Below are 2539 nucleotides of genomic sequence, written 5' to 3' on the forward strand. Positions count from 1 at the left end.
ATCTAAATGATCCCCTGATTCCGGGGCTTTTTGATTAATTGTTTAACTCGTCCCATTTTAACGGGACACTAATGATTCCATCATTTTAGTAAAAACAAAAATAGGGGAATATTTTCCCCCATCCTTCTGTTTCTCTCTAATATGTTATAGGGAAAACCCTATTGCAGGTAGGGATTAGAGTTTTTTTACCAGTTCAATCCCATTTTCCTGCAGCAATACCACATGTTTTTTGTATAAATCGCCAACTGCTTTTTTAAAGGTTTTCTTGCTGACACCGAATGTATCGTAAATCTCTTCGGCAGGGCTCTTGTCATGCAAAGTGATGTGTCCGCCCTGCTCACGGATATAATCCAATAAGGTAGCAGCAAAGTCTTCCACCTTGCCCTGCCCCGGTTTCTGAAGTATCAGGTCAATCTTGCCATCCTCGCGAACCTGTTTTACATAAGCCTTCAATGTCATGCCTGTATGCAGGGGTTGAAATATCTCGCTTTCATACAGCAAACCGCTATATCGGTTCTCAATAATAGCCTTAAAACCTAAATCAGTCTTCTGCCAGATAAGTATGCTGACTTCCTGACCGGGTTCATAAGGTGCTTTTTCTTTCGAAAGATAACGGTCCACTTTGGCAGAGGCTACAATCCGGTAACTCTCATCATCCAGATGAGCATGGATTACATATTGCTTTCCAACCTGCATCTTCATTTTCTGTTCACGGAAAGGAACAAACAAATCTTTCATCAACCCCCAGTTGAGGAAAGCGCCGTATTGATTTATCCATGCCACTTCCAAACAGGCAAACTCACCGACCTGTACTAATGGTGTCAGTGTGGTAGCTACCAACCGTTCCTCGTTATCCAGGTAGATAAACACAGTCAGTTCATCTCCCGGCTTGCAGTTTTCGGGCACATAACGCGACGGAAGCAGAATTTCTCCTTCTTCACCACCATCCAGATACATGCCGAAATCAACCTCTTTCACCACCCTCAAAGTATTGAACTTTCCTAACTCTATACTCATACAAATTATATTTCGTAATATTTATAACAAGAACGATACGCAATAGAACACAGCCTATTCCGGCATCCTGCGCAAAGATAGCGAAAGGTGAGCGCAATACCAAGCCAAAAGCCCGCTTTTGAGTGCAGGTACTGCCGAGCCGCATCCTACCTTATACAAAGATAAAGATGAGGAATAACTTTTCGCTCTAAAAGATAACTTTTTTATATAAACAACTCTTCCGGAAAACGGTTATCTTTGTAACGTAACAATAGACAAAAGCGCTTATTATTCACCTTTAAATAATATAATTATGGAATTTATTACAAACGAAAAGCTGACCATTGTAGGTGCAGCCGGTATGATCGGCTCCAACATGGCACAGACTGCAATCATGATGCACCTCACCCCGAACATCTGTTTATACGACCCTTATGCTCCCGGTCTGGAAGGTGTGGCGGAAGAAATGTTCCACTGCGGATTCGAAGGCCTGAACCTGACATTCACATCCGACATTAAAGAGGCTCTGACCAATGCCAAATATGTAGTGTCTTCCGGTGGTGCAGCCCGTAAAGCAGGTATGACCCGTGAGGATTTGCTAAAAGGAAATGCCGCCATTGCCGAAGAATTCGGTAAGAACGTGAAAGCTTACTGCCCGGATGTGAAGCACGTGGTTGTCATCTTTAACCCGGCCGATATTACCGGCCTGATTACATTATTGTACTCAGGATTGAAGCCATCTCAGGTTACAACACTGGCAGCCCTTGACAGTACCCGCCTGCGTAGCGAACTTTCCAAACATTTCGGCATTGCTCCCGATAAGATAGAGAACTGCCGTACATATGGCGGACATGGCGAACAAATGGCTGTATATGCTTCTACCGCCAAAGTAGATGGGAAACCGTTGCTGGATATCATCGGCACTCCTGCCCTGACAAAGGAAGAATGGGCAGAAATACAGACCAAAGTTACCAAAGGCGGTGCTAACATTATCGCTTTGCGCGGTCGTTCTTCTTTCCAAAGCCCTGCGTACATTTCCATAGAAATGATTGCTGCCGCCATGGGTGGAAAGCCTTTCCGCTGGCCGGCAGGCACATATGTACACAGTCACGGTTTCGACCATATCATGATGGCTATGGAAACCGAAATCAATAAGGACGGTGTGCACTACAAAGAGCTGAAAGGTACTCCCGAAGAAGAGGCTAAACTGAAAGAAAGTTACGCCCACCTCTGTAAACTACGCGACGAAGTTATAGGAATGGGCGTATTGCCGCCCATTAAAGACTGGCACAGTATCAATCCGAATATAGATTAAACAATTACGTAGAAATCTATACTCATAACTAATACAAATATCCCCTTTGTTCTTGTTTTAAAAGCTACAAAGGGGATTTTTCTAATATTTTTCCTCAAAAAGCCTTGTAGTATAAAAAAATATCTTTATCTTTGCACCCGCAAACGGAAAAGGTGCCATAGCTCAGTTGGTAGAGCAAAGGACTGAAAATCCTTGTGTCCCCGGTTCGATTCCTGGTGGCACCACTTT

At 43.7% G+C, this 2539-nt stretch carries 2 protein-coding genes and 1 tRNA gene; 2 read left to right on the forward strand and 1 reads right to left on the reverse strand.

Going from position 1 to position 2539, the window contains the following annotated elements:
- Positions 1-174: 174 nt before the first annotated feature.
- A complete protein-coding gene (locus tag AB5903_RS22275; protein WP_117907661.1) occupies positions 175-1017 on the reverse strand; it encodes a S1 RNA-binding domain-containing protein in 843 nt (280 codons plus the stop codon).
- Between the two features lie 292 nt (positions 1018-1309).
- On the opposite strand from AB5903_RS22275, the gene AB5903_RS22280 reads away from it, so the two are divergent.
- Together AB5903_RS22280 and AB5903_RS22285 are read left to right on the forward strand one after the other, a co-directional pair.
- Positions 1310-2311 (forward strand): malate dehydrogenase, encoded by a 1002-nt coding sequence (locus AB5903_RS22280; RefSeq protein ID WP_117858676.1) that lies wholly within the window; start codon positions 1310-1312, stop codon positions 2309-2311.
- Positions 2312-2462: 151 nt separating this feature from the next.
- A tRNA-Phe gene (locus AB5903_RS22285) sits at positions 2463-2535 on the forward strand.
- The last annotated feature ends 4 nt before the right edge of the window (positions 2536-2539 follow it).

The organism is Bacteroides sp. 2201st1_D9_2201SCRN_220225 (assembly GCF_040928965.1).
Lineage (GTDB): Bacteria > Bacteroidota > Bacteroidia > Bacteroidales > Bacteroidaceae > Bacteroides > Bacteroides stercoris.